The sequence below is a fragment of the Agrobacterium sp. 6Ca8 genome (assembly GCF_055382765.1).
On the sequence record NZ_AP026433.1, the window covers coordinates 135,637 to 161,799 of the forward strand.

Annotated in this window: 21 protein-coding genes and 3 tRNA genes; 17 read left to right on the plus strand and 7 right to left on the minus strand. The window is 57.4% G+C overall.

Features of this window, described 5'->3' with window-relative positions; translation table 11 throughout:
• Positions 1-10 precede the first annotated feature (10 nt).
• The gene (gene podJ / locus ACZ5A6_RS00660) at positions 11-3,784 is read right to left on the minus strand and encodes a cell division protein PodJ (RefSeq protein ID WP_464111080.1); all 3,774 of its coding nucleotides are present in this window, start codon (positions 3,782-3,784) and stop codon (positions 11-13) included.
• A 131-nt stretch (positions 3,785-3,915) separates the two neighbouring features.
• Between podJ and ACZ5A6_RS00665 the strand changes: the two genes are divergently transcribed.
• From ACZ5A6_RS00665 to ACZ5A6_RS00705, 9 genes are all read left to right on the plus strand, one after another.
• On the plus strand, positions 3,916-4,080 hold the full coding sequence (locus ACZ5A6_RS00665; RefSeq protein ID WP_162633644.1) for a hypothetical protein: 165 nt from the start codon (positions 3,916-3,918) through the stop codon (positions 4,078-4,080).
• 80 nt (positions 4,081-4,160) lie between these two features.
• A complete protein-coding gene (locus ACZ5A6_RS00670; protein WP_174060699.1) occupies positions 4,161-5,957 on the plus strand; it encodes an acyl-CoA dehydrogenase C-terminal domain-containing protein in 1,797 nt (598 codons plus the stop codon).
• A 32-nt stretch (positions 5,958-5,989) separates the two neighbouring features.
• The gene (locus tag ACZ5A6_RS00675; RefSeq protein ID WP_065688356.1) at positions 5,990-7,198 is read left to right on the plus strand and encodes an acetyl-CoA C-acetyltransferase; all 1,209 of its coding nucleotides are present in this window, start codon (positions 5,990-5,992) and stop codon (positions 7,196-7,198) included.
• A gap of 10 nt (positions 7,199-7,208) precedes the next feature.
• Positions 7,209-7,421: a hypothetical protein gene (locus tag ACZ5A6_RS00680; protein WP_003514982.1), complete on the plus strand. Its 213-nt coding sequence runs from the start codon at positions 7,209-7,211 to the stop codon at positions 7,419-7,421.
• A gap of 33 nt (positions 7,422-7,454) precedes the next feature.
• Positions 7,455-9,671, plus strand: a complete 2,217-nt coding sequence (locus ACZ5A6_RS00685) for a 3-hydroxyacyl-CoA dehydrogenase NAD-binding domain-containing protein (protein ID WP_174060700.1) — start codon at positions 7,455-7,457, stop codon at positions 9,669-9,671.
• A gap of 169 nt (positions 9,672-9,840) precedes the next feature.
• Complete coding sequence (locus tag ACZ5A6_RS00690) at positions 9,841-10,263, plus strand: hypothetical protein (protein ID WP_174060702.1); 423 nt, start codon at positions 9,841-9,843, stop codon at positions 10,261-10,263.
• A gap of 285 nt (positions 10,264-10,548) precedes the next feature.
• Positions 10,549-10,624: transfer RNA gene (locus ACZ5A6_RS00695), tRNA-Phe, on the plus strand.
• Positions 10,625-11,010: 386 nt separating this feature from the next.
• Positions 11,011-11,145 (plus strand): hypothetical protein, encoded by a 135-nt coding sequence (locus ACZ5A6_RS00700; RefSeq protein ID WP_464110967.1) that lies wholly within the window; start codon positions 11,011-11,013, stop codon positions 11,143-11,145.
• 313 nt (positions 11,146-11,458) lie between these two features.
• Entirely contained in the window at positions 11,459-12,001 is a 543-nt protein-coding gene (locus ACZ5A6_RS00705) for a HEPN domain-containing protein (RefSeq protein WP_464110968.1), read from the plus strand.
• 39 nt (positions 12,002-12,040) lie between these two features.
• Here the strand turns inward: ACZ5A6_RS00705 and ACZ5A6_RS00710 are convergent.
• Positions 12,041-12,112 (minus strand) — tRNA-OTHER (locus ACZ5A6_RS00710).
• A gap of 5 nt (positions 12,113-12,117) precedes the next feature.
• Positions 12,118-12,222, minus strand: a tRNA-OTHER gene (locus ACZ5A6_RS00715).
• Positions 12,223-12,339: 117 nt separating this feature from the next.
• Here ACZ5A6_RS00715 and ACZ5A6_RS00720 point away from each other — a divergent pair.
• The 3 genes from ACZ5A6_RS00720 (at position 12,340) to ACZ5A6_RS00730 (ending at position 13,311) form a co-directional block, all read left to right on the plus strand.
• Positions 12,340-12,588, plus strand: coding sequence for a hypothetical protein (locus ACZ5A6_RS00720; RefSeq protein WP_464110969.1), 249 nt, complete (start codon positions 12,340-12,342; stop codon positions 12,586-12,588).
• Entirely contained in the window at positions 12,572-12,871 is a 300-nt protein-coding gene (locus ACZ5A6_RS00725; protein WP_464110970.1) for a hypothetical protein, read from the plus strand. Before ACZ5A6_RS00720 ends, ACZ5A6_RS00725 begins: the two co-directional genes overlap by 17 nt.
• Before the next feature lie 125 nt (positions 12,872-12,996).
• On the plus strand, positions 12,997-13,311 hold the full coding sequence (locus ACZ5A6_RS00730; RefSeq protein ID WP_464110971.1) for a hypothetical protein: 315 nt from the start codon (positions 12,997-12,999) through the stop codon (positions 13,309-13,311).
• A gap of 155 nt (positions 13,312-13,466) precedes the next feature.
• On the opposite strand, the gene ACZ5A6_RS00735 is transcribed toward ACZ5A6_RS00730, so the two are convergent.
• On the minus strand, positions 13,467-14,069 hold the full coding sequence (locus ACZ5A6_RS00735) for a hypothetical protein (RefSeq protein ID WP_464110972.1): 603 nt from the start codon (positions 14,067-14,069) through the stop codon (positions 13,467-13,469).
• Between the two features lie 235 nt (positions 14,070-14,304).
• Here ACZ5A6_RS00735 and ACZ5A6_RS00740 point away from each other — a divergent pair, with 235 nt between their 5' ends.
• The 3 genes from ACZ5A6_RS00740 to ACZ5A6_RS00750 all read left to right on the plus strand — a co-directional run bounded on the left by ACZ5A6_RS00740 (position 14,305) and on the right by ACZ5A6_RS00750 (position 16,546).
• Entirely contained in the window at positions 14,305-14,523 is a 219-nt protein-coding gene (locus tag ACZ5A6_RS00740; protein WP_464110973.1) for a hypothetical protein, read from the plus strand.
• Between the two features lie 125 nt (positions 14,524-14,648).
• Entirely contained in the window at positions 14,649-15,407 is a 759-nt protein-coding gene (locus tag ACZ5A6_RS00745) for a hypothetical protein (protein WP_464110974.1), read from the plus strand.
• A complete protein-coding gene (locus ACZ5A6_RS00750) occupies positions 15,407-16,546 on the plus strand; it encodes a DNA cytosine methyltransferase (RefSeq protein WP_464110975.1) in 1,140 nt (379 codons plus the stop codon). The genes ACZ5A6_RS00745 and ACZ5A6_RS00750 overlap by 1 nt, the downstream gene beginning before the upstream one ends.
• A gap of 172 nt (positions 16,547-16,718) precedes the next feature.
• Here ACZ5A6_RS00750 and ACZ5A6_RS00755 read toward each other — a convergent pair whose 3' ends face one another.
• The 3 genes from ACZ5A6_RS00755 to ACZ5A6_RS00765 all read right to left on the minus strand — a co-directional run bounded on the left by ACZ5A6_RS00755 (position 16,719) and on the right by ACZ5A6_RS00765 (position 21,461).
• Positions 16,719-17,429 carry a DUF2971 domain-containing protein gene (locus ACZ5A6_RS00755; RefSeq protein ID WP_464110976.1) on the minus strand — a complete coding sequence of 237 codons (711 nt, stop codon included), beginning with the start codon at positions 17,427-17,429 and terminating at the stop codon, positions 16,719-16,721.
• A gap of 336 nt (positions 17,430-17,765) precedes the next feature.
• Positions 17,766-18,050 (minus strand): hypothetical protein, encoded by a 285-nt coding sequence (locus tag ACZ5A6_RS00760; RefSeq protein WP_464110977.1) that lies wholly within the window; start codon positions 18,048-18,050, stop codon positions 17,766-17,768.
• An 819-nt stretch (positions 18,051-18,869) separates the two neighbouring features.
• Positions 18,870-21,461 (minus strand): DEAD/DEAH box helicase, encoded by a 2,592-nt coding sequence (locus tag ACZ5A6_RS00765; RefSeq protein WP_464110978.1) that lies wholly within the window; start codon positions 21,459-21,461, stop codon positions 18,870-18,872.
• Positions 21,462-21,964: 503 nt separating this feature from the next.
• Here ACZ5A6_RS00765 and ACZ5A6_RS00770 point away from each other — a divergent pair.
• A complete protein-coding gene (locus ACZ5A6_RS00770) occupies positions 21,965-23,377 on the plus strand; it encodes a restriction endonuclease (protein ID WP_464110979.1) in 1,413 nt (470 codons plus the stop codon).
• Positions 23,378-23,510: 133 nt separating this feature from the next.
• Positions 23,511-26,156, plus strand: a complete 2,646-nt coding sequence (locus ACZ5A6_RS00775) for a TrlF family AAA-like ATPase (RefSeq protein ID WP_464110980.1) — start codon at positions 23,511-23,513, stop codon at positions 26,154-26,156.
• Positions 26,157-26,163 lie beyond the last annotated feature (7 nt).

Here is a 26,163-nt window from a genome sequence, read left to right on the forward strand (position 1 = left end):
TGCGAAACGGTTATTTGTTTCGGGCGAGCAGCGCTGTCACCAGCTCGTTGGTGATGCGCCCGTCGGGTGTCTGGCCAACGGATTTCTGGAAATCCTTGATGGCGGTAACCGTGTTCTTGCCAAGCTTGCCGTCGGGCTGGCCGGCATCGAAACCGTTCTTGTTCAGGATCGCCTGAATGTTGCGGATCGCCTTTTCCATGTCCACGGAGGCAGTCTTCACGCCGTCCTTGCCAGCCCATTCCTCGGGCGGGTTGACACTGTTGGCGTCTTCCGAAAGCGGCTTGACCTTCCACGCGTCGGCTTTCGCACGTGCGCTCTGAAGTTGCTGCGGGTTCATCGCTCCCGCAACCTCGTCACGCTTCTGGGCAGCGTCCGTGTCGCCATCCTTGGCTGCAATGGAGAACCACTTGTAGGATTCCTCGATATCCTGCTTCACGCCGCTTCCGCGCGCGTAGAGAATGGCAAGGTTGAACTGGCTGTCGCGGACGCCGAGTTCGGAAGCCTTGATGAACCATTGCGCGGCGGTGGTGAAATCCGGCTGGCCGGCCGCATCGGAGGCGAGCAGGACAGCGAGATTGTGCATGGCGCCTGCATTGCCCTGTTCTGCTGCCAGCGTGTAATAGCGCTTCGCTTCGGAAAGGTTGCGCTCGACGCCATTCGCCTTCTCGTAAAGGTTGGCGAGACGATATTGTGCGGGAGCAAGGCCGCGATCCGCAGCCAGCTTGTACCATTTGGCGGCTTCCGTGCGATCGGCGGCAAGGCCGCGACCTTCGGTGTAGCGTGCTGCAATCTCGTACAGCGCCTGTGTGTCGCCTTTCGCTGCGGCTTCCGCCAGCGATGCTGGCTCGATACCGGCGGGAACCGCGATCGCGCCCTGGGCGGCGGCAGCCGTGGTGGCGGCCTGCACCGGTGCCTGCGGCTCACTCTGTGCGACAGTGCCTGATGTCGCCGCATCCACAGCGGGCGCATCGGCAACAGGCGGTTCATTGGCAAGCGGCGCGCCGCCAATGGTACGCGGATCGATGGTGTTTTCCGATGGTGCTGCGTTTTCGATGCTGTCGGCGGATGCCGCCTCCTGCGGATCGATAGCCAGTTCGGACGGAATGGTCACGGCCTTGTCGCCGGTCTCGGGAAGTGCGGAGACCGGGGCATCGCCCATCTTCTCTTCGATGACCGGTGCCGGGGCTTCCGCGCCGCCCATCATCGTCTTGACGAGCGGCATGGCCATCATCGCAAGAAGAATGGCGCCGATGCCGAGCAGCAGCGGGCGACGATAACGTGAAAGCGCCGAAGCGTCGGGCTTGCGATTTTTCTTGCCGGTTTCAAGCTTCTCCGGGGAGGTTTCCATGGCGGCAGCCTGCGCTGCGCGACGGGCGGCGGCGATGAAATCCGTGCGGCCTTCTGCGTCCGCCGCCTTGCCGCTGGAAGCGACCTGGCTGGCGCGCACCCGTTCCAGTATTTTCTTGATGTCAGGCGCGCCCGAGCCGGGCTCCAGAAGTTCGTTCTCCTGGCCCGCGGGCAGCACGTCGATCGGATCGAGCGAAGGGGCGGGTTCCACCTGCGTGCGGGTGGTGGTTGCCGATACGGGTTCTTCTGCCGATTTGGCGGTCTTCGCCGTGCCGGTTTTGAAACGCTTGGTCAGGCCGGCAAGCAGGCTCTTTTTCTCTGCTTTTGCGGGTTTTGCAGCGGCGGGCGGCACGATTGCCATCGCATCCGCGCCGTTTTCGCCGACATCGCGCGTGTCTTCGAGAATAAGCTGTTCTTCGGTGATGTAGCCCTCTTGCGGGAAGATGGCGGCCGGCATGGCCACGTCTTCGCGGGCGGGCGTAATCATATGCTGCGCGACGTTGCGTGGCGCTGCCTCTTCGCGATAGGCGGGAGCGGGAGCGCGATTATCAAGGCTGTCCAGTCGACCGGCAATCTGCACCAGCGTTTCGTGCAGCGCCTCGAAGGTGCGGTGCGTGCGTTCTTCCGTGTTGCGGCTCAGCGCCTCGAGGCTGCGAAGATCGGTGGCAAGATCGGTCAGCATCGTCATATCGGCGAGGTTTGCGCCGGAGGAGACATTGTTGCGCGTAAAGGCGTCCAGAACAGCCTCGGCCGCCTGTCGAGCCGCTTCGATGATATACTCATCGTTGGACGCCATGTAGTCCTCGATCGCCGACATGCGGGCATCGAGTTCCGGCGACATGCCCGCCGGCTGGTGATGACCCGGCTGGCTGATTAGCGAGGAGAGATGGGCGATCTGATTTTCTAGGCTGAGCAAAGCGCCGCTGTCGGCGGGTGCGGCATGGGCGGTCTCGTCCAGACGCGCCGCGATATCGCCAAGCCGTTCTTCCAGGCGCGAGAAAGTGCCTTCGTTGAAACCAGCAACGGGCTGCGGCTGGCTGTAGCGATAGTCAAGGTCTTCGATGCGCCGAGAAAGCGTGTCGAGCCGTTCCGCCAGGCCGTCATTGATGGTGCCGTGATCCAGCGCGTCGATCTTGCGGGAAATGTCGCTGAGGAACGATGTCAGTTCCGCCTGCTGTGAGGGGCGCTGCGAACGCTCCAGAAGCAGGGAAAGCTGGTCCAGCCGCTCGTGCAGCTGTGCCGCGTCGCGCGCCGTGCTCAATTCGTCGATCTTGGCGGCCAGCGTTTCAAGACGGGCGGTGAGATCCACAGCAGGATCCGGCTTTGCGGCGGCAATACGATTGATATCACCGAGCTGTTCGGCAAGGCCGTTCAGGCGGGTTTCCAGCCGCTGTGCCAGTGCGTGGTCGGTGGCCTGTGCATTGTTGGAGCGGGCGCCAGTAGCGGCAATGGCGCGGCTGATTTCATCCAGTCGTTGGTCCAGACCGGAAAACTGTTCGGTAAAGGCAGCCTCGTTCGGCTGCATATGCTTGCCGAGCTGCTCCACCGCGCTTGCGATGGTGATCAGCTTTTCCTCAAGCACGCGCACGGCGGGATTGTTGCTCATGCCGCCGAGCTGGGTCTTGATGTCGTCGAGACGATAGGCGAGCGAGACGATTTCGTCCTGCAGCGAGGCCGTGTCGAAACCGCGCAACGTGTCTTCCACGGTGTTCCAGCGGCTTTCGATCCGATGTACGCTGTCTTCACGCGCAAGCTGGTCGATGGTGAGGCGCAGGTCATCGAATTCATTGCGCAGCCCGTAGGCATCGGGAGAGGCCAGATTGCCGAGCTGGTCGATGCTGCCGGCAAGCCTTGCAATATCGTCGCGCAGGTCGCCGATGAACTGCTGGTCTTCCGCGATCGCGCGAATGTTTCGGATTTCGGCTCGCAGCCCTTGCGCTTCGCGCGCCACGCCTTCTGAAATATCGTGCTTCAGCTCATGCCGCAGGTTGACGAGCGCCTGCGCGATCTCCTGCAAGGCCGCGTCGTTTCGCTGCTGCTCCTGATAGGGCGGGATGGAGCGCGCGCGCGGTGCGGGGTTGGCCGCCGCGTTCTGCACGTCGTTCGGCCGGTATTCAGGCGCAAGCGGTCTGGTAATGGTTCGTTCCGGGCGCGCAACGGGCTCCTGCGGGCGCTGGAAGCTTGCCTCAAGCAGGCGCTGGCGCTGGCGGATTTCGTTGACCGGGTCGAGTTGCGGCGGGGTGACGGTGGCGCGTGGCTCGCGCGGCGCGGCATGGGCCTCGTTTTTCGGCTCAGCTGTCGTGGCGCGGGGGTCGCGCGGAAATTTCTGGCTCATCAGCCCTTCGATGCGGGCTTCAAGGCCTTCAATGGTGCGATTGAGAGCATCAAGAGACGACCTGTCGCTCGGGCTTTGGTTTTTCGATCGCAATCCGTTCATCTTCTCGCTCGCTTCGCTTCCGTCCGGCGTGCCCGGTGTTTGTTGCAACGGCTACCCGCCTGATAATGCCGTCGCACAACATGCAGCAATTCTAGAGCCGGTATTTGCCCCCATGAAGGAAAATGCTTCGATTGACGAAGCAGTTACCTCGTGTCGGAGAATTCACGAAACGTGGTAAAGAAGTGGTTAACTATGGTTGGAATTTTTTAACTTTTGCGGCGCGTGACGCTTTCGCGTGGGGCTGGCCAAGCATTGCGCGGAAAAAGGGCAATGACATTCGACCGGAATTTATTTGACGTTTACGCGCACGTCAAATATTGTCATCCCATATCGGCCGGATCGGCTCCGGCTTTCACGATGCGGAGGAACATCGGTAATGCCTGTTTACAAGGCCCCAGTTAAAGACACGCTTTTTATTCTGAACGACGTTCTTGGCCTCGAGCGGTATAACAACCTGCCCGGCTTCGAGGATGCAACCCCCGACATGATCGAGGCTATTACCGGCGAGGCGGCGAAACTTGCCGAGGAGCGGCTTTTCCCGCTGAACCTGTCTGGCGATCAACAGGGCTGCAAGCGTGCAGATGATGGTTCGGTTTCCGTTCCTGATGGTTTCAAGGAGGCTTACGACGCCTATTGTGAAGGCGGCTGGATCGGCCTCGCCGTACCGCCGGAATTCGGCGGGCAGGGCCTGCCCTATACGCTGCATGCGGCGATTGGCGAATACATGTCGTCCGCCAACCTGTCGCTGATGATGTATCCCGGCCTGACGCAGGGCGCCATCGCTGCCGTCCTCGCCCATGGCACGCAGGAGCAGAAAGAAACCTATTTGCCGAAGATGGTCGAGGGAACATGGTCCGGCACCATGAACCTGACGGAACCCCATTGCGGCACCGATCTCGGCCTGCTGCGCACAAAAGCAGTTCCGCAGGGCGACGGCAGCTACAAGATTTCCGGCCAGAAGATCTTCATTTCGGCCGGCGAACATTCCATGACTGATAATATCGTCCATCTGGTGATTGCCCGCATCGAGGGCGCGCCGGAAGGCACCAAGGGTATTTCACTGTTCATCGTGCCGAAATTCCTCGTGAAGGAGGACGGTTCGCTCGGCGAGCGCAACGGCGTCACCTGCGGCGCGATCGAACACAAGATGGGCATCCACGGCAACGCCACCTGCGTCATGAACTATGACGATGCGACGGGGTATCTCTTGGGTGCGGAGAACAAGGGTCTCTCCGCCATGTTCGTGATGATGAACGAAGCCCGCCTCGGCGTCGGCCTTCAGGGCCTGTCCGTGGGTGAGATCGCCTATCAGAATGCGGTCGAATATGCCCGCGAGCGCATTCAGGGCCGTTCACTTTCCGGGGCAAAATTCCCCGATAAAAAGGCCGATCCGATCATCGTGCACCCGGATATCCGCCGTACGCTGATGACTATCAAGGCCTATAACGAGGCTGGTCGCGCCTTCCTTCTGTGGACCGCGCTGCAATCCGATATCGCCCACCGGTCGACCGATGAGAAAGAGCGTCAGACGGCAGATGACCTGCTCGGTCTCGTCACGCCGATCCTCAAAGGCGTGCTGACCGACAAGGGCTTCGACCATGCCGTAATGGCGCAACAGGTCTTCGGCGGTCACGGCTATATCGAGGAACATGGCATGAGCCAATATGTCCGCGATGCCCGCATCACCATGATCTATGAGGGTGCGAACGGCATTCAGGCGCTCGATCTGGTCGGCCGCAAGCTCGGCATGAATGGCGGCCGTGCCGTCATGGCGCTGTTCAAGGAAATCGGCGATTTCTGCGAGGAAAACCGCGCCGACGAAAAGCTCAGCCTTTACACAAAGGGCCTGAAGAAGGGCTTGAACGATCTACAGGCCGCAACCATGTGGTTCATGCAGAACGCCATGGCCAAGCCAGACAATGCCGGTGCCGGTTCGACCGATTACATGCACCTCTTCGGTATCGTGGTGCTGGGTTACATGCAGGCCCGCATGGCGAAGGCGGCGAGCGAAGCCCTTGCGGCAGGTAGCACTTCGGACGAGGATTTCCTCAAGACCAAGCTTGTCACGGCGAAGTTTTATATGGAGCGCATCATGCCGGAAACGGCGCTACGCAAGGCCCGCATCGAAACCGGCGCGGACACCATTATGGAACTGGCTGCGGAAGCATTCTGACAGGGCGTGTCACGCGCCGAGGGAGAGAGTTAATGACCGACGTTTACATTTATGACCATGTCCGCACCCCGCGCGGACGCGGCAAGAAGGATGGCAGCCTGCATGAGGTGCCCTCCGTTCGCCTTGCCGCCAAGACGCTGGAAGCCATCCGCGACCGCAACGGGCTCGATACGTCTGCTGTCGATGACATCATCATGGGCTGTGTCGATCCCGTCATGGATGCCGGTGCAGTTATCCCGAAAGCCGCCGCCTTCGAGGCCGGTTATTCCAACAAGGCACCGGGAATGCAGATCTCGCGCTTCTGCGCTTCAGGTCTCGATGCCATCAACTTCGCGGCCGGCAAGGTCAAGGCAGGCTCCGACGATATCGTCATCGCCGGCGGCGTGGAAAGCATGTCGCGCGTCGGCATGGGCATGTCTGGTGGCGCCTGGTACATGGACCCTTCGGTCAACTTCCCCGCCTTCTTCATGCCGCAGGGCGTGTCGGCAGATCTCATCGCCACGAAATACGGTTTCTCCAGGGACGATGTCGACGCCTATGCTGTCGAAAGCCAGAAGCGCGCCGCACATGCCTGGGAAAAGGGTTATTTCAGTAAGTCCGTTATCCCCGTGAAGGACCGCAACGGCCTGACGATCCTCGACCGCGACGAACATATGCGCCCCGGTACGGACATGCAGGCGCTTGCCTCACTCAACCCCTCTTTCCAAATGCCGGGTGAAATGGGCGGCTTCGAAGCCGTTGGCATCATGGCGCACCCGGAAGTGGAGCGTATCAACTACGTGCACCATGCGGGCAATTCGTCCGGTATCGTCGATGGCGCGGCCGCCGTTCTGGTTGGTTCCAAGGCGGGCGGCGAGGCGATGGGCGTGAAGCCGCGTGCCCGCATCAGGGCTTTCGCCAATATCGGTTCCGATCCGGCGCTGATGCTGACCGGCCCGGTGGATGTGACCGAGAAGCTTCTGAAAAAGACCGGGATGTCGCTTGCCGATATCGATCTTTTCGAACTCAACGAGGCCTTCGCCGCCGTCGTGCTGCGTTACATGCAGGCTTTCGACATCAGCCACGACAGGATGAACGTCAATGGCGGCGCAATCGCCATGGGCCATCCGCTGGGTGCGACAGGAGCGATGATCCTCGGCACGGTGCTTGACGAGTTGGAGCGGCGCGATCTGAACACCGCGCTCGTCACGCTCTGCATCGGCGCGGGCATGGGCACGGCGACGGTTATCGAGCGGGTTTGAGAGGCTGGTCATGAGGCGCGAGGTTTACGAGCGACCCAAGAACGAGATCGAACAGCAACTGGCTAGGCACAATCTGGAAAAGGACATGGCGCAGGATCATAGGGCGTTCGTCAGCCCCGTTTCTTCTGCACATGTCCGCCGCCTCCGAGCCGAACGTTGGGGTTTGATTGTGTTTCTCGTTCTCGTGGTCGGTTCTCTCGGCCTCGCCATCGGCCTGTCATAACCTCAGGGAAATTCAGGGAAGAGGAATCCCAAAATGAGCACTTATACCAATTTCACCATCGAGACGGACGCAGACGGCATTGCCCTTGTCACCTGGGACATGCCGGAAAAGTCCATGAATGTCTTCACTTCCAAGGTGATGGACGAACTTAACGCCATCGTTGACGCAACTGTCGCCGACGCTGGCGTCAAGGGTGTTGTCTTCACCTCCGGCAAGAGCACGTTTTCAGGCGGTGCCGATCTTTCGATGATCAAGTCGATGTTCTCCTTCTACAATGACGAGAAGGCGAAGGACCCGGATCAGGCAGCCGCCAAGCTGTTCGAACTGGTCGGCCGCATGACCGGCTTGTTCCGCAAGCTGGAGACCAACGGTAAGCCCTGGGTCTCAGCCATCAACGGCACCTGCATGGGCGGCGCTTTCGAGCTGTCGCTTGCCTGCCACGGTCGCGTCGCGTCGAATGCCAAAAGCCTCAAGATAGCCCTTCCTGAAGTCAAGGTCGGCATTTTCCCTGGTGCCGGCGGCACCCAGCGCGTGCCGCGCCTGACCGATGCGCAATCTGCCTTGCAGATGATGACCACCGGTCAGTCGCTGACCGGTGCGCGCGCCAAGGCCATGGGGCTGGTTCATCAGGTGGTGGATCCGGATCAGCTCATTTCCGCTGCCAAGCAAATGATCAAGGACGGCCTGAAGCCGGTTGCCCCTTGGGATGAAAAAGGCTTCAAGGCCCCCGGCGGCGGCATCTGGACGCCGGCCGCTGCCCAGCTCTGGCCGGCCGCTCCGGCGATCCTGCGCCGTGAAAGCGCCGGCAACTATCCGGCCGCACTTGCTATCCTGAAATGCGTCTATGAGGGTCTGCAATTGCCGTTCGATACGGCGTTGAAGGTGGAGCAGCGTTATTTCACCGAAATCCTTCGTTCGAAGGAAGCCTTCGGCATGATCCGCTCGCTGTTTGTTTCCATGCAGGAACTGGGCAAGGGCGCGCGCCGCCCGGCCGGTCAGCCGAAGACGGAGTTCAGAAAGGTCGGCGTCGTCGGCGCGGGCTTCATGGGCGCCGCCGTTGCTTATGTCACTGCCGCAGCCGGTATCCCCGTCACGCTGGTGGACCGCGATCAGGAAGCCGCCGACAAGGGCAAGGGCCATTGCGAGGAAAGCGTCAAGGCCGCCATCGGCAAGGGCAGGCTGACGCAGGATGAAGGCAAGGCCTTGCTTGACCTCGTTACCCCGACAGCGGATTACGCGGCGCTCTCCGACGCCGATCTCGTCATCGAGGCCGTCTTCGAAGACCGCGACGTGAAAAAGGCCGTCATCGAGGCCGTGGAAGCCGTGTTGCCGCAAGGCGCAATTTTCGCCTCCAACACCTCCACCTTGCCGATCACCGGGCTTGCGAAGAACTCCAAGCGCCCGGTGGATTTTATCGGCATCCACTTCTTCTCGCCGGTCGAGAAGATGATGCTGACGGAAGTCATCCTCGGCAAGGAAACGGGCGATAAGGCGCTGGCCGTCGCGCTGGATTATGTGGCCAAGATCAGGAAGACGCCGATTGTCGTCAACGATACGCGCGGCTTCTTCGTCAATCGCTGCGTGCTGCGTTACATGGCGGAAAGCTACGACATGCTGATCGAGGGTGTGCCGCCCGCCATGATCGAGAATGCCGCGAAATTCGCCGGCATGCCGGTCGGCCCGCTGGCGCTGAACGACGAAGTGGCAATCGATCTTTCCTACAAGATCCTGAAAGCAACCGTCGCCGATCTCGGTGAAAAGGCTGTCGATCCGCGCCATATGGAACTGGTGAAGAAGCTGGTGGAAGGCGAGGGCCGTTTTGGCCGCAAGAACGCCAAGGGCTTTTACGACTACCCGCCAAAGCCCGCCAAGAAGTCCCTCTGGCCCGGCCTGAAGGATCTCTATCCTCAGCAGAAGCCGGAGGACGTGGATATGGAAGTGCTGAAACAGCGCTTTCTGGTCACCGTGGCGCTGGAAGCCGCCCGCACCGTGGAAGAAGGCATCGTCACCGACCCGCGTGAGGCCGATGTCGGCTCCATCCTCGGTTTCGGCTTTGCGCCCTACACCGGCGGCGCCCTCTCCTATATCGACGGCATGGGCGTGAAGACCTTCGTGGCGCTGGCCGAGAAGCTGAGCGAGACCTATGGCCCACGCTTCAAGCCGACGCCGCTTTTGAAGGACATGGCCGCCAAGGGAGAGACCTTCTACGGTCGCTTCGATCCCTATGGCAGCACCGCGAAAGCGGCATAAGCCTTCAAGACACACAAATGAACAGGCCCTTCGGGGCCTGTTTTTTTATCGGCCTATCGTGCCGATACCGTCGCTTTATGTGCATCCTTTGCCCGGCTGGGGCGTTGAGAAGGCGTGAACGGGCGATGCGCGCCCGGTGCCGCAATTCAGGACACTTCAGGAGACTGCAATGAAGACATCGCTGCGATCCCATGGTTTCGACAAACCATCGGACCTTGACGACCACTTGGCTGAACTTGATGAAGAAGCTGCGGAGAAAGAGGCAGAAAAGCCCGCTGTCCGAGAGGCGCGTGCTTCCGCTACGGTGGACCAGTCGATACGCGCGGAACTGGACGAACTCCGCAAACAGTTGGAAAAGCTGCGCCGCGATGTGAAAAAGCTGGAATCGGCGTCCCATCCAACCCGCCACAAACCCACAGATATCAGGCACGAGAAAGACCACGAGAATTCGCGCCTGATGATGGTTGTGCGCTCCGTTGCCGTTACCTCGCTTGCCAGCCGCATCTTCGCGTCCTCACCCGTCATGGCGGCTCTGGTGGCTGTGGTGCCTTTTGCGCTTGGACTTGCCGCACGGCGCGGGGAAGGGGCATAATTGCCCCAAGCCGCCCAACCGCCGCTCGCCCGGATCAGCCGCGCCTGAACCCGCCACCTGACTGATGTTGATCAGGTCTGGCGGATTGCCGATAGTGCGTTTTCAGCCACGATAAGGCCTTCACAGCGCACGTATTCAAGCCATCCACAGGCGCCGTGAAAAAACTGTCAAAAAACTTCGCTATGGCGCTTGCCATGTCCGAACAAGATGTTATAACCCCGCTCACTTTCGGGGCACCAAACAGCCCCGCCCGTCAAAAGCGGAGGTTCTTCAAGGACCTGAAGTGCCCGGATAGCTCAGTTGGTAGAGCAGCGGATTGAAAATCCGCGTGTCGGTGGTTCAAATCCGCCTCCGGGCACCATTTTTATATAATAAATTCGATCGGTTATGGTGCGGTACGGTAGATAAGATGCCGTAACTTCAAGTGCCTATGACGACTTATACCGTTTCCATACCGTTTTTGGTTTCATGTGGCGGTCCCAGTGTTTTTCCACAAACTTGACGCTTGAGTCCATACCGTTTCCTATACCGGAGCCTTCTGTTTGTGAGAACTCGGTCGATGCAGAGGCCTCGTCTGCACCCGGTCGCAGATCTCTTGTTCGTGGCGGGGGTACCAAATGTCGCTGACTTGCCGATACCCGAGAACTAATCGTCCGATGTTCTCGCTCGCTACCCTGCAAGATTCGAGATCGACGCCGCGACATGGCAAGCTACTACCGACCTCAGATTTCAGTCTGGGGTGACGAGATGACCGACGAAGAAGAGAATCTGCTGAAAAAGCGCCTGCGCCTGAAGTGGCTTCCTTACGATGAGGGTTTCGATACGACGCGCGCTGATGACCATTACCGCTTCCTTGTGCTGCCTGTCGACGAGCAGACCTAGCTGGTTCGGAATATGAGCGCGGAGGAAGGGACACTCCACATCGTCCTGTCGAATGCCCGGATTCTCTACAGCGATTCTGCCCTTTGAAAGAAGTCAAACTCCGGATGGATCCGCACCCCCGTAGCTGGTGAGAGCTGCCGTAGCCCTCTCGAAGTCTCGCTGCGGCAGGAGCGTCAACCGCCGACATGCAGCGGGTACTTCCGATTCCGGACAGTGCTCGACTTCTGGGGTCATCCACGCGATCTTGCCTTGGGTTCCTGCAAGATTCGAGGATCGAGGGGGAAGTCGGCATTGGGGTATAGAGGGGGAAGCAATGACCACTGTTGAAAGACCGTTTCCTGGGAAGACGGTAAAGATAAAACCCGAGCAGCAACGCGACTCGGGCTTCTTGTTCTTCAGATCGGGAAATCACTATCGCCTCGCCGCAATCGAGTGTGCCGGGAAGTTTCGAGACCCCATTGTCGCGTTTAATGAAGCTGAGCAGTGGGGCATCCTACACGATCCGGTTTGCAATCTGATTGGTCATGCTGCCGAGCTTTACCTGAAGGCGTTTCTGCTGGCCAAAGGCCGAACGTCTAAAGAGCTGAAAAACAAGGGTCTCGGACATAACCTTCTGAACCTGTATAGTGCATCAGAGCAGGAAGGACTGGTGCTTGACGAGGAGTATGTCGACGCACTCGCATCTCTCTCCTCTGACTACGGTGAGCCACCGTACATCTTCCGATACCCGGATATAGGCAAACGAAAACTGAACTTCCTTCATGGTCTGTTTGAACTCTTGGATGCACTGCGAGACGCGACCTTTCCGACCGTGAGAAACCATGCTCGATCCCTGGGCACTCCGGTAGAGGAATAAATCAGAAAAGGCGGCATGATCTCTCCATGCCGCCTTCAACTATGCTCGGCTGGTTTCGAACCAGCGACCTTCCGCTCTGGCGAGTGCTCTGCCTCTGAGCTACGCAGCATAGCGTCTGCACTCGACCCCGGGACTCGAACCCGGCTTCTCGGGAATTCCAGCACCGCTCGCAGATGCCAGAGTAGCTCTCGTGTTTTGTCCAGCTAAACTACGCCGACTGCACCCTCATGATTGTCGCCGGCGGAGCCAGAATCAAGACTCCGCTTGACCCCCGGATCAATGAGAACAAAATAGGAACAAATTCCGTTGACATCGGAAGTCATTCCCAAGGAGGCCTCATGTCCCAACAGCTCGCTCTCGATATCCCGGCAGAAGAAACTGGCACCCAGTCGCCTCCGGAAGTTTATCTCGCCGAGTCCGTACTCAGCGCCCACGATGGCGATGCACTCGCCGCGATCCGCTCTCTGCTCGCCGACGCCGATTTCCTGCGCGATCAGCTCTGGATCGCGAGCAGTCTTATGTCGAAGGGGATCGCGCGCGGCTGGAAGCCTTCGTATGAGCGCGTTGCCGGTGAAGCATCGGCGTAGCATCGACCTGACCGCCAATTTCGGCAGCGACTATACCGTCAGCGAGGCTAGCAAACGCTCTGCCGACTACGGCCTCTTCCCTACGCTTGACCAACTCCCGGAATGGTATGCGCTCCTGGGCTGGTGTCCGCGCTGCCGTCGCTACGGTCACATCGAGCGCCGGGATGTCCGTCGCGTCCTCGGCGCAGCCGCACGCCTTGCCGACATCCAGCCACACTTGCTGTGCACCGTCTGTCATGAGAGACGCGGCAACAAGCTGACAGCCAAGAAGCTGCGACGGTGACATCATGGAAAACTCTGTGATGACGATCGCACTCCCTTAACGCTGCCGGTAGAATTCCAATTTTGTGGGCTCCCAAGGATTCCGGGTCCGTGTAGCGTCGGCCTCCGATCAGCAAGGAGCTGCATATGTCGATTTTCACCTCTCGCAATCCGGCAGGAACAGCCGCCCTCGAACTCGGACTTATCACCGCCGGCATCGTTGGATCTATGGCTGACGCGCACGCTGCGGGGAAGCAAGCAGCCGAGGAGCGAGCGGAACGTCGTGCTGCTTATGTCTACGCTTGTGAATTGGCGGAGGCACGCGGCCGCGCCGACGATCTCGGACGAGTGGCAATGCGTGCCGTCCGCCATGTGGCTTCGCTTGAGGCCGAAGTCCGCCGTCTCCGGGTCGCTCTCCAGCAGCGCCAGGCATTCATCGACCGCGCGCGGGGTGCAGCATGAGCATCGTGGCCGACATGTCTGATGAAGGCCTTGTTCGCCAGTTCGGCGATCTCATGCACGAGCTTCCGGAGCTTTTCGAAGCCATGCGTCGCTTTGAAATGCAAAACCGCCTAACACTAGCGCCGGGCGGCTTCAAGATGCGAGCTGGCCGAGGGTCAGTGGAGCGTGGCGACGGGGGTGTGCTTCGGGTTCAAGTTGGGAACCCCGGGCGCTAGCCAAAGCTCGCGCTGAACTTGCCTGTAGAGCGCTGCGATCTGCTGGCGCTTCGCTTCTTCTACGTCGTCTTCGGTCGGGATCTGGTAGATCTCGGCCGTTTCCATTTCCGGCTTCTGCTTCGCGTACGATGGCCTGACATCTCGCGCTTCCAAGCTCCTTGCGCAGGCGCCTGTTGTCGACATCCCCAACGTTGCGAGGTCGTCCTCCGACAGCCTCATGAGCCAGTCCTGCTGTGCATCGTCAAGCGCCTGCAGGTTCATCTCTGCGCGGCCGGCGGCGTCGGCCTTGGCGTATGCACGGACGACTTCCGCTTGCGACATCTCACGAACGAGTGTGTCGACGGCAGCTTCCTGCTCGACAGCGAGCTTCGCTGCGTCTTCGACATCCTCTTTCCGGATGTTCTCGAATCCGTCCGTCGACGGCGGCGTTAGCATCCCAAGCCAGCGGAGCAGCGGCACGAAAACCGCTGCCAGCAAGGCGAACGCGGCCTGGATCCATTCTAGTGGATTCAACAATGCCCACGCCGATTTCTTCTTTTTCATTTCGACCTCCTTGTCTTGCCGAGACCAGGATTCCGCTGGCGGCTGAAAGCGACAACGGTTGAAAAAATATCATGGAGAAATCCGTGGACGAAACACGATGAAATCGACGGTCGTTAACCTAACCAATTGTTGACAATAACTTTTTCGATTTTCGCTGTTGCGTTGTGTCCGCCGCTAGACACATCATTAGTCATCGGCACACGGCATCCCGCCGCCGACACAGAGGAGCAAAACAATGACCGCACTCAAGACTTTCTCGATCACTTCGATCGGGCGCGAAGTCGGCGTTTATAACGCTGCCGACGCCGACGCAGCCCTGCTGGCTCACATCAACGAGCAGGGCTTCAAAAGCTTCGAAGAGGCTCTTGAGAAATTCCGTCCAATCTTCGGCGACATGGATGTCAGAGATCACTATCAGGTCGTCGCCATCGAAGATCTCAACCAAGCCGCCTGATGAACGGGGAGCTACGGCTCCCCTGGCTCCTTGGCCGGAGCCGAAACCTCCTCGGAGGTCGCGGTAGCCAAAATCACGACAGATGATGCCAGCGCCCGGGAACACCAAAACAAGGAGAATCCTAAATGGAACTTGACATCGAAACCGAAGACGACTTCGTCACGCGACCGCGCGCGCTCTACCACCTCACCGACCACGAGATCGGTAACGCATGCCGCGAAGCCGAAGCGATGCTCGCACAGTACGGCATTGGCAGGGATGCGACAGCCGCCGCTCTCGGCATCTCGCCGATCACGCTGAAGGCCTACTCGCGCGGCGTCGCGACGGTCTCGCATCGCAGGATTCCGCCCGCCGTTCTTGACCGGATCCGCGATCTGGCCGTCGACGCATACTGGCGCGCCGCAGCGCATCCGTATCGCATCGAGGTCGGCGGCGGGGAGCGCTCTCATCTGACGCCGATCTACACCGCTCATGACGACACCGGACTGGTGCGTGATCGGCACCCACATCCGCTGCGCATACGAGAGGTCGCGGATAAGCTGGGCGGCAGCGTTCGCGTGACTTGGGCCATCTTCCCCAGTGTTATCGTGCCTACGCTCGACGCGGCCCCAGCTCTCCGGAGCCGTTGGCGAACGGGCGCATGGCAGATCAGTACCGCATTCGATGATGCGGAGGACAGCAACGCGTTGCTCTGCGAAATTGCCGATTGCGACCGCTATTCGCTGTGGAATTTCGGCACGGAGTATCGTCACTGGCAGCACCAGGTGACGACATTCCAGGTAGAACGCCTTGAGGCTGCCGTCGCGGATCTCGAGCGCGGTGGCCATATTCAGACTTGGGAAAGCGCGGTTCAGAGAGCCATGGCTGATCTGGAGGATTTCTGATGCGAGTGCTGTCGACATTCTCCGGCATCTCGGCGGCCTCGGTCGCCTGGAAGCCGCTCGGTTTCCATTTCGCGGGCTACTGCGAACCGGCAGCCTTCCAGTGCCATGTGCTTGCCGAACGCTGTGATGCGACGGCTCCAAAGTACCTGCCGAAGCACAAGGGTTTTGAGCCGAAAAAATATGCGTCCATCACAGGCGGATCCGTCGTGAATTTCGGCGACGTCACCGCGATCACCGATGAGGACCTTCGTGCACTCGGCCAAATCGATGTGCTCGAGGGAGGGTCACCATGCCAAGCATTCTCAATCTCCGGGCTTCGCAAAGGTCTCGGGGACGACCGCGGGAATCTGACGCTCGCGTTCGCGCAACTGGCTGCGCGGATGCGCAAAATCAATGGACTGCGGTTCGTAGTCTGGGAAAATGTGAAGGGAGTCCTCAGTGACAAAACAAACGGATTCGGATGTCTTTTGGGCGTTCTCGCGGGCGGAAGGAACGGAGATCCTCTGGTCCCGCCAAGGGGCGGCTGGACGAATGCTGGTCATGTGCTTTCCAGAGACGACGATGGAAATCCCGATGTCTCAATCTGCTGGAGAACACTGGACTCTCAATTTTTCGAAGTCCCACAACGGCGGGAAAGAATCTTCCTCATTGCGAGCTTCGATGGGGCCGTCGACGCAGGAAGCGTATTCGCTGAGCAAGACCGCGAAAACCGGAATCCTGCGTCGCGCCGCCGAGCGCAACAAGCTGATACCGCCAGCCGTCAGGAAGGCGCTGGAGACCTGATCTCGCCGCCAGTCCTTGGCACGCTCAACGCCAGCGGAGCCGGGATGTCACGCCCGGCGGGTCAGGCCAATGAACTAGATTTCGTCCTGATCTTCAGCGACGGCACCGTGCGGCGGCCGACACCGCTCGAATGCGAGCGCGCGCAGGGATTCCCGGATCACGTGACAGATATTAACGTCGGAGGTCGGAAGGCGCTCGACATCGAGCGATACCGCGCGATCGGCAACTCGATGTCGGTTCCCGTCATGGAATTCGTGGGCTGGCGGCTTATGCAGGCTGTCGAGATCGCCGAAAAGGCGAAGAAGGCGCGCAAGCCGCATCCTGCAGCCTGGCTGCGGCATTCCTGGGACCGGTAGCACGACCGCCTCGCCACAGAAGCCTCAGTCGGCCGGCAGCCGGATGAGCCGGGTTGGCATCGGCAGAGATCAATTGACGAGATCGAGGCTAGGGAGAATGCGGGGCAGCGGGAGCTGTTCTGATGCTCGAAAGAAGCACTGGGGCCAGTGAGGCCGGAATATAATTCCGGCCTCACTTTTTCTTCTTGAGGACAAGTCGTTTTGGCATTTCGAAGGCGAGTGCGTACGTATCGAGCTTCATCTTGCCGACCTTTATCCTCATCGGAAGCATGGCCTTGCGAATGGCAGTCTCGTGCTTTTCGTGAATCCTTGAGCCTAAGTAGACCGCTGAAACGGCTTTCGCTGACCCATATTCCGCCTTTCCGATTTCGGGTCGGATGAGTCGCCATTCTCGCTCTCCTGACCACCGAAGCGACTTACAGGACAAGATGAGCTTAGCCTTGTTCTCAGCAGTTTCCTTGTCACGGTAGAGCATTGGTGCCTGCTCGTTGTATGTCATGCGAACCATTTCATGGTCGTCTGGGAGGTTCTCCAACAGGGCAGATACACTGTATTCGATACAGATCCCGGAGTAGTTTCCAGCATAGTGCGCCCACATGAGCTCATGCTCGCGGGTCTCAGAAAAAGAAGCGATGCCGAATGTCGCAAGGGCTTCCTCGACTCGGCTTCGCCGGAGCGCATAGTACTTGCTTTCCTTCAGCAGCGCAGATTCCCGGTGTGACCCCTCCATCGGATCGTTCATGTCACTGTAGCAAGGACAGTAGACGTAACCAGACTCGATGGCGTCCAGCTCCTGCTTAAACTTCTTAGGGTCGTTTACTCCAAGAGAGCGATATCGGTAGAGCTGGCGCGGGCGCGCGTAGGCTTTTATCTCTGCTGGCATGGCTCCCTCTCCGTCGGATGATTTCCTATTAATAGGACGCTCGACCGGAGAAATACAACTAGAAGCTACTGTGCCTAGTTAGCCTTCTGACCGCCGCCAGCTTCGTCCGACAGTCCTCGTTTGCAGCCGAACGCTTGACGAGAACTGAGCGACATCGCGCTCACGAATCCAGGTAGATCCAGCGACAGGCTCTGCCGTACACATCAGCAGAGAGTTTGGGATCTCGATCTTCCGCTCTACTACCTTCTCGACCACCATCTATTTCGGCGCAGACTGACACCCCGTCAGAATCGCGGGTCGCGAAGGGTATCCACAAGCCGATTGGCCACAAGAGCTTCATGTCCGACCTCCCAAACGTGTCGCACGTAGCTTCTCAATCAACGGGGACACCGGGTCATCTTCGTCATCAGGTGCCTGCAGGATCTCCTTCACGGTCTCCAGATCCCGCGCAGGCGCAGCTGCGATCTCGGCATGAGCGACTTCAAGCTGGGCAACGATACGCTGTCGATCAGCATCGGCCTTGAGTGAGCGGCGTTTCCTTCGCATATTGGCCAAGCTCGATTGGGCTTTCCGAAAAATGCCGCTGCGACATTGATGGCAGGATGCGTCAGAAGCGGTCATTTGATTGCTTGTTCAAGCTCAAGAATATTACCTTCTGGATCACGCGCATATGCAGTCAGATATGGGTTCGCTGACGTGCCGAAATCTGTGGTTTGACCGATCTGCGCCCTTCCAGCTTCGATGATTTTTAGTAGGGCCGACGTCTTCCATCTGGAATGCAAGGTGCCCGAAACCGGGTTCATTGACCTTTGGTTCGTTACGATGATGCGTAACTTTGTGCTCATGAATTTCGAGAAAAAGTCGTTCTAACTGCGGAAATTTCAACCAGGTTGGGCATATCTTGGATTTTGAAAGCCAGTTCCTCTTGAGACGTATTCACCGGACAACGTCTTGAGTTCGCGAAAGACAACGCATACCATGACGTTCACATAGAATGCCGCAAGCGTCTCCGCGTTTCTGACTACCAGATTGATATGAGCAATTATCATGAAGTCTGGTCCCTCGCCTCTGAGGCGACGATATCAGGTTTCCAAGACGCGACGAAAGGAGTCTGCTTCGGGCGGAGCTGGAGAACTGCCCGTGGCGTGAGCGTGCCCCTTGAGGCGCCCCAAATATCAACAGTAGCGATACGTAAATGATCTCCGCCACTCGCCTTCATTTCAGTCTGAGAAGTACTCTTCTTGCGCGCATGAAAGCAGACGTCTCACCGGCGACAAAAGCTCACAGTCATCAATGTTCATCTGGAGGCGGTCTCCCCTGCAAACAACGTAGGCTCGGATCGATTATGAAGATGTGGCCGAGACGGAGATTGAATAATTGCACACAAATTTCGCGTTTCGCATTATGCCGCCTCGGAAACGCTGATTTCCCAGCAGCATACTATCCATCAATCTCCATTGCTTCAGAGGCGACAGGCAAGCCGGAAAGTAGAGATTCAAGGGTAAGCCGATCCTTTGTCAACCGGTCGGCAGTGTCCTTTCGCCAGTATAGATCCCCCTCCTGCGGGAGCGTTGATTTCAGGGAACGTATTGTGTTGATGGCTTCTAAAGCCCATTGACGAAAATTTTCCAACTCCCAATACCGAACCTTATGGAGCGCAGGTTTGGCGCCTATATTTGCTTTCGTGCAAGGCGTTACCAGTATCGCAGTAAGAGCCAAATCCTTGGCTTCGGCCTTGAATTCGTAGAGCCAGTCGGGATGGCCGGCAGCCTGCTTTGCCTTCGTCGCGCCGAACACGGTGGTAGCCTGCCCGTTCGCGTGGTCTTCAAAAACGATCCCCTTCTGGGACCCGAACCACCAAGGATCAGGATCAGCGTCGCCGTTGCCGTTACCCGCGTCAAATCCGAGCATCTCGCCCAGCTGCCGCTGAGCTTCTTCGAAAAGATTAGAACTCGAGAGGCCCTCGATGATTTCCTTCGCGCGTTTTTCGAATTTTTTGTCATTCGAGGTCCCCATCGACAGAAGAAAGGCTTCGAGACGCTCGACTTGGGTCAAAACTTCAGTAGACGGTCCATCTTGAAGGGCTTGGCCTTGATCGGTGCTGCCCTTTGCAAGAGACGCAAGCCAGGGAACACTAGGCGCTGATTTCTTGGCGGCGACAAACTGCTCCCGAGCAGTTTTCGCATAGTGATCTCCCGGGAACGTTGACAATCGTTGCGCAGCGCATCCGGCCAGATAGTGCCACAGAGCTCGGTATCCCCCCAGGGCCGCAGCATTGAGCTTTGCGACAACTGAACGAGCTTGTTCAAGAGCATCGTCATAATCGCCGGTCCATAGTGCCATCTGAAACGAAATTTCATGCGTTACCGCCGCCTCAAGCTCCGCCATCGCAGGATAAGGTTCCATCGAATAGTTCGCGGCGTCGGAAACGATCGCGCCGTTCGCCTGGTCCCAGTTGGTGTCGTTTGCAAGAAAACTCTTGAAATTGGCCATCATGTCCGCGCTGGTCACGTCCTTCGACTGCAAAAGGCCGAAAGAGAGCTCGGACTGTAGTTCCGGATGGAAATGCCGCCAGTTGCGTTCGTTGGTCAGATAATCAACGAGTTCACGGCCCGTGACGAAAACAGTCGACCGATCCTGGAGAGCTCTCGTGCACCGCCCTGCTGCCTGCAGGATTCGAGTCTGCATGCGATCGTTGAGCAATGCGCTGGCGCCCATCTTGCTCATAAAGAATCGTTCCTGGGCATTGGTGGCTTTCGGAAGCCCGTCTAGGCAGAGAAGGCGGCATTCGTCGTTGGGAAAATCGACACCGTCGAAGCGGCCTGCCATGATCGCTGCGGCCTGTGACGACCCTACGAAAGCGGCTTTCGAAGCCTCTAGGCTTTCGGACTTGAAAATCTGGAATCCTGGGACGTTCTGTAGCTGCTTCGCGACATTGTCTGCGGCGGCCTTATTGGGTGTAAGCACTAATGACCGGCCTGCGGTAATTTGCATCTCTTTTCGAAGGCCCTCGCTCTCGTTCTCCTCGAGCGAAAGATCTGGGAAAACGAAGAATCGTCTCCCGACTCCAGCCTTTCGGAAATCCTCCGGAGCTTCGATGCGTTCGATCTTCCTCCGTCCTGTTAGGCGCTCAAGATCGCCACCGTTACCAAGCGTGGCGGACATATAGATTCGCTGTTTCGCATTGTGAAACGGGTCATGGGTCCATGTCGGAGGTATGAGCGGACGAATGAGGATTTCATGTGAGCCAAGGTAAATGTGGCAAGCGTGAATATGATCTCGAAGGAGTGGCCACGTAAAGCGCACCTCATTATTGCTAGACTCAAAGTGCGCGTCAAACACATCGACTAGGCTAGTGCTGAGATGAGAAACTGTTTCTGTCGGAAGTTTGTCTACCCAAGTGGCGTCCAGTCGGTCCTCCCAGGATCCGGTCAATCTCCGATACGATTGTGCGGTGATATGATCCTTGAAAAGTCCTGAGAGCGCCGCATGCAGCGCCACGAGGTCGATGTTGTCTCGCCGAATTTCCAGAGACCACATTTTCGCAATGTAGTTCTCAGCGGAGTGAGCATCGTCGAGGATTATCGTATCAGGATCCTCGAAGAATGTATGGGAATTGAAGAGTGCTGAATATGTAGCCACTGCGATCTTTGTACGGGTCGTGTAATCGGCGCGGCTCGCAGCGGCGTATTCTCTCTTCGGGCCTGCGAACGCAACGGCATCGATGCCGTACATTGTTTCCGCCTGCTTGACTGTCTGGTGGACTAGCTGCCGGGTCGGGCATAGATAGACAACGCGCTCGTTGAGCTTGCGTCGCCTCCACTCAGCGATCACCAAACCGACAAGGGTCTTTCCGCTTCCAGTGGGGAGTTGCATCGCAACATCACCAATCTCAGCTTTCGTTGCGTAGGAGTTCAGCATGTCCTTCTGATGGGAAAGGGCATCGGGGATCGAACGGCGGGTCAGAAGCGGAAGCAGTCCTACGGGAGTGGCGGGCGCTGGAGCAGTGGCTGTTTTTTGTTTGAAAGACATGCGGCGCGTTCCAGTGTGTAAGGCAATTGAGACTCACTCGCATAGATACGAGAAGCCGAGTTTAATTTCAATCAGAAGGTGGTGAGACGCCCGCTCACCGGCAGTTTTAACAAAGGACTCGCGTTATGGTGATGCAGTGGCGCGTTCACTGCAGACCAAGGATACTGATGACCGTTTTTCTGGAGGATGTCCTATCAGAGGACAGTCGGCCATACGGCCGCGCTGCGGAAATGATTTCCGCTATGCGCCCTCATGTCGGCCATAGAGGCCATTATCGCGCATGCCCGGAAGCAGACATCGTCTAGCCGTACTCCACGCAGCGGAAGGCCGCTAGAAAAATACGCATGCCAGACAAGAAGCGGCATGAGATCAATTAAAGTATTTTTCGCTCAAGGAAATCTAACTATTCATCTGCGTTAGAGGACTGCATAAAACCATTACGGGTGGATTCATTAGAGAAGAGCCTATTCATGTCGCGCACATGCATGTCGGGGAGGGAAATCGTGGACTTCAAGGAACTACCGCAAGACGGGCAGGCGTTTGAACAACTTGTTCGTGAACTTCTGTTCAGTAACGGTCTTCACGTCGCGTGGAGTGGTAAAGGGCCCGATGGTGGGCGCGATTTGATATGCACCGAAACAATAGATAGTCACTTCGTGAAGTCGACAAGAACTTGGCTGGTGCAATGCAAGCACAAAGCTCACAGCGGGGACAGCGTGGGAATCGCAGAGCTCGACAACATCGTAGACTCATGTACGCATCATCACGCGACGGGCTACATCCTTGTCTGCTCGACGCAGCCGTCGTCTGCAGTCGTGAATCGACTCGAGAGTGTGACCAACAATCCAGCGAATTCAGTTACGGCCACCTATTGGGACGGTGTTATGCTGCAGCGTATGTTGTCGGCACCGCGTTTATGGGCGATCGCACAACGCTTCATGCCGAAGTCCTGTGGCGAGTGGCAGATTTATGCCACTGAGGCTCCCAATGATTTCGTTGCACATCACAAGGGGTATGTGTTCCATTTGTCCAATCGAATTGGATCAAGCGTGGACTATCACCTCCCCAGCATTAGCCGACGAATCGAAGAAATTGAGAAGATTTCTTTTCCAAAAGACCACTTCATCAGGCCGCGGTCAGTTTGGTATAATGATAAAAGTGGCGAATACGTTTGGTATGTCGACTACATGCGCCCTCATGATGAAAAAGCTGCTTACACAAAGGCGATGTTAGCAGATATGTTGCATGACGGCTGGGCCCTGGAGGATGGCCAAATGTATAGCTGGGATATTAAGCTCGTAAAGTATTCCGCACACAGCGATCATTACGACAGTGATCACTACGACTATTACACCCGGTACCTACCGAACTTTATCAGTGGAACTCGTCGTGAAGCGGAAGTGGAAGAGTATTGGCAGTCTGCTCAAGAGGCAAGATATTTCGAAAAAGAGGAAATTGATCTTCGGCATTCCGCCTTCAATGCGATGGCCGATGCTTTCAAACGCGTGCCCTTTTTAGCTGTAGTACGGAGCATAAACGCTTCCTGCGAATCCGTTGTGAAATTGGAAAGACGGTTCGATTGGAGCGACCTCGCTGACGAGCTCGATTTCCAGTTCGACAACGTTTTCACGGCGACCCTCACTCTTGATGTTGAGGACGTAAATGCGTTTTTCAGTCTCCTTGAGAAATTACCCAATGACGTTATGCGTCACTTCCGAGCTTCCCGAGTCTACATCTTCCTACCAGAGACAGGCTTGAATACCGGCGAGGACGAGTTCCTTTTCGATGTTCGCTTCACGCTCCATCCAGCAGTGACCAAGAGCCAACGGTCGACGAGGATAGCTTTCAATGAATATTTCGCCGAGATTACCGCGATACTGGAACAGCAATTTCCGGTACCTTTGACCACGCCCTAAGTGTAAATATCGACAGGTTGAATCCGCCCTGAATCTTTCAGTCTCGGCCGAGAGCGGAACGGTCTCGGATTCTGGCCTCTACCCACAGTGGCTTCGTCCTCGGGGAGAGATGTCTCGTATAAGGATATAGAGTTTGGGCGACGCAATTCAAAAACTATTCGAGCATGGCGCGCAATGGGTGCGGGCAGACTTCCATCTGCACACAAGGGCGGATAAAGAGTATCGCTACGATGGTGACGGCGATCGATTCATTGCAGCCTACATCGACGCGTTGGAGGCGGCTGGAATTCGGCTCGCCGTCATCACAAACCATAACAAATTTGACGCAAATGAATTCAAAGCGCTGCGGAAACGGGCGCGCAAGGCAGAGATCGGTGTACTGCCGGGCGTGGAGCTATCAGTCAAAGATGGCGCGAACGGGGTCCACACTCTCGTTGTATTTTCCGACGCTTGGCTGGCCGATGGCCAAGATTATATCAATCAGTTCTTGGGCGTTACCTTTTCTGGCAAAGTTCCCGCGCACTACGAGCAGGAAAACGGACGGAGCAACGATGACCTCATTGCAACGCTGAAGAATTTGGAATCCTATAACCGCGACTTCTTCATTATCTTTGCTCATGTTGAGGCAAATAGCGGCCTGTGGAAGGAGATCGGCGGCGGACGGATGAAAGAGCTTGCCGCCGAGCCGCTCATTCAGAAATACGCCCTTGGTTTCCAGAAGGTGCGAACGCATGACAAACTTGATGCAGTATGTCGTACGAAGGTTAAGGGCTGGTGGGGCGATCACTACCCAGCCGAAGTCGAAGGCTCGGATGCAAAAGCGATTGAAGAAATCGGCAAGGGAAAGAAGGTCTATCTCAAGCTCGGCGATCTTGGCTTCGATGCCGTCAAGTTCGCCCTCGCCGATCACGGCTTTCGCGTCTCGCCAGAGGTCCCGGCGGTGCTTCATTCCCATGTCAGCGCCATCCGCTTTGAAGGGGGGCTCTTGGACGGCAGGCGCGTCACCTTCTCCCCGCATTTGAATTGCTTGATTGGCATCCAGGGTAGCGGCAAATCCTCGATTCTTGAGAGCGTGCGGTACGCACTCGATATCCCCTTCGGAGACAAGGCGCAGGATAAGGACTACAAGAATGGGCTGCTGCCGCATGTCCTTAAAAGCGGTGGCAAAGTCGTTGTTGAGGCGACTGACCGGCACGGCGGGCGTTTTGAGGTAAGCCGTATCTGGGGGCATTCGCCCGATGTGTATGTTGATGGTACGCTGCGGCCGGGCGTCTCCATTAAAGAAACGATCATCGCCAAGCCTCTCTATTTTGGACAGAAAGACCTTTCTGCCGCCGGAAAGGGCTTTGGACACGACCTCATCGAAAAACTTGTGGGGGATAGCCTGAAGTCAGTCCGGCAAAAAATCGCGGAACGGTCAGGCGAGCTCAAAACTGCGATAGAAAGCTTCAAATCAGTCCGCAGCGATGCCGAGGACAAGCAGACGCTGGAGGATGAACTCAAAGACGTAGAGTTCAACCTAGAGCATTTCGACAAGCATGGCATCAAGGACAAACTCGAAAAGGAACTGGCCTATAGCGGAGACTTGACCTACTGCCAAGGCGTCGACGAGGCCACTCAGGCTTGGCAAAAGGCCGTTGATGATATCGCGACCAAGGCCGAGGACGATTTCAAGTCGGTCGAGCCCCATTTCTCCGAGCACAACGCCGATTTTTTCGCGCGCTATGAAGCAAAGGTGCAGGAACTCAAGGTAACCGTTACTTCGGCGAAAACTCTGGCTGCCACGATCAAATCCAAATCCGGCGATCTGGATGCGCTGCGCCAAGAGCTTGAAGGAGTTAGGGACGGATTGAAGGAGGAATTCGCCGAGACGGAGCGCGAATTGGTCAAGGCGCTCGAAGAGCAAGGTGTGACGTCAATCCAGCCGGATGCTTACATCAAGCTCACTCAGCGTAAGCAAGAGCTTGAGGCGCTAATTACGGAACTTGCGAAGCGAACGGGCAGGGAGAAATCTAAACGCGATGCGGTCGTGACGGCGTTGACCTCGCTAAACGATGCTTGGCATGAAGAATATAAGCTCATCGCGGCAGCGTTGAAGATCATTAATACATCACAAGGCTCGCTCAGGGTGGAGGCCGAGTTCAAAGGGGATCGCAGCGCCTTCACGAGTCACATTGATACGCTGCTTCGTGGCAATAACCTGCGCAAGGAGTACTATGAGGCGCTCGGCAATACCTATACCGATTTTGGTGAAATTTTCAGAGACCTCGACAAAGCATCTGCTCACGCGAAAGGAAAGTCAGAAGAGTTCAAAAAGCTCTTCATGGAGAACCTTTATCAGCTTACTGGCTATCAGGTGCCGAACAAGTACGCAGTGACGTATCATGGCAAGGCGCTATCCTCACATTCTCTCGGCCAGCGAGCCTCGGCCATGATGCTCTTCCTTCTGAGCCAAGAAGGGAATGATCTTTTGCTCATTGACCAGCCAGAAGACGATCTCGATAGCCAGACCGTGTACGAGGAGGTGGTGAAGCTCCTTCGCAGACTCAAGCCGAAGCAGCAATTCATCTTCGCAACCCATAATGCGAATTTTCCAGTTTTGGGCGACGCAGAGACTATCGTCACTTGCAGTGCAACCGACGATGAAATCGTCTTATCGGTCGGAAACATTGATGAAAAGGCCTGCCAAGCGAGCGTTATCTCCATTATGGAAGGCGGCCCGGAGGCCTTCGAGCGGCGCAAGGCCATCTATCAAATCTGGAAATCCGATGCCGCTTGACCATAGC